This window comes from Staphylococcus agnetis, from assembly GCF_002901865.1.
Classification (GTDB): domain Bacteria; phylum Bacillota; class Bacilli; order Staphylococcales; family Staphylococcaceae; genus Staphylococcus; species Staphylococcus agnetis.
Window position 1 is genome coordinate 1 of sequence record NZ_PPQF01000069.1, and the last position, 1,204, is coordinate 1,204.

The window sequence follows — 1,204 nt, forward strand, 5'->3', positions numbered from 1 at the left end:
AAAAAAATAAAGCCCTCACGTATAATAATGAATAACGACAAACAAAATGATACGGAGGAACTTTATATGTATAAAAATTATAACATGTCTCAACTCACACTACCAATAGAAACGGAAATTACATTTCCAGAAAATGATGTTTCTACTATTATTAATCATCTTGTTGAGTCCATTCCTGATTCAGAATTCAATGACTATTACAATCATAGAGGGCCCTCTTCTTATCATCCGAAGATGATGTTAAAAATACTTCTTTATAGCTATTCTCAATCTATTTTTTCAGGACGCAAAATAGAATTCCTTCTTAAAGATAGTTGTCGCCTCATGTGGCTTGCCCAAGGGCAAACACCTTCTTACAGAACTATAAATAGGTTCAGAGTGAATCCACATATGATGGGAATTTTACAGACCTTATTTGTTGGTTTTAGAGCGCAGTTAATCGAAGATAAATTAATATCTGAAGATGTTGTTTACATCGATGGAACTAAGCTTGAAGCAAATGCCAATAAATATACGTTTCAATGGCTCGCAAATACCGAAAGATTCAGCCAATCGGTTGTCGAAAAGTCCAACACACTTTATGAAACTTTGGTAGCTGAGGAAATCATTCCAGAAATAAAAAAAGAATCCTCAGAAGAGTTGTCTAAAGAAGATATGAATCAAATTGAAACATATCTCGAGAACAAAGAAAAAAATTTAACTTCTCAAATCGAGAACACAGGCAATACGCAAGAACGTAAAACATTGAGAAAACAACGAAGTCAAATTAAAAAAAGCAAAAAAGCAATTAATGATTTTAGAGAACGTAAAATTAAGTATGAGAAGCAAAAGGAAATTTATGGTGACAGAAAGAGCTATTCAACAACAGATCATGATGCGACATTTATGAGAATGAAAGATGACCACATGAAAAATGGGCAATTAAAGCCAGGCTACAACTTACAAATAGCAACGAATAACCAATTTATACTAGCCTACGGCGTGTATAATAAACCAGGAGATACGAGAACGCTAGGGCCGTTTTTGAATGAAATGAAAGCATTATATGGTGACATTCCTGAGTATATTGTAGCTGATGCAGGTTATGGTAGTGAAAGTAATTATAAAATGATACTGGATGATTTTGAAAAGACGCCACTAATTACTTATGGAATGTACATTAAAGAAGGGAAAAAGAAATTTAAAAATGATCCGTTTATTTCTG

1 protein-coding gene is annotated in these 1,204 nt (G+C 33.1%); it reads left to right on the plus strand.

Annotated features, from left to right (window positions below; all coding sequences use genetic code 11):
• Positions 1-66 precede the first annotated feature (66 nt).
• Positions 67-1,204 (plus strand): transposase (locus CD172_RS10100; RefSeq protein ID WP_169925246.1); only part of this gene is annotated, 1,138 nt, incomplete at its 3' end.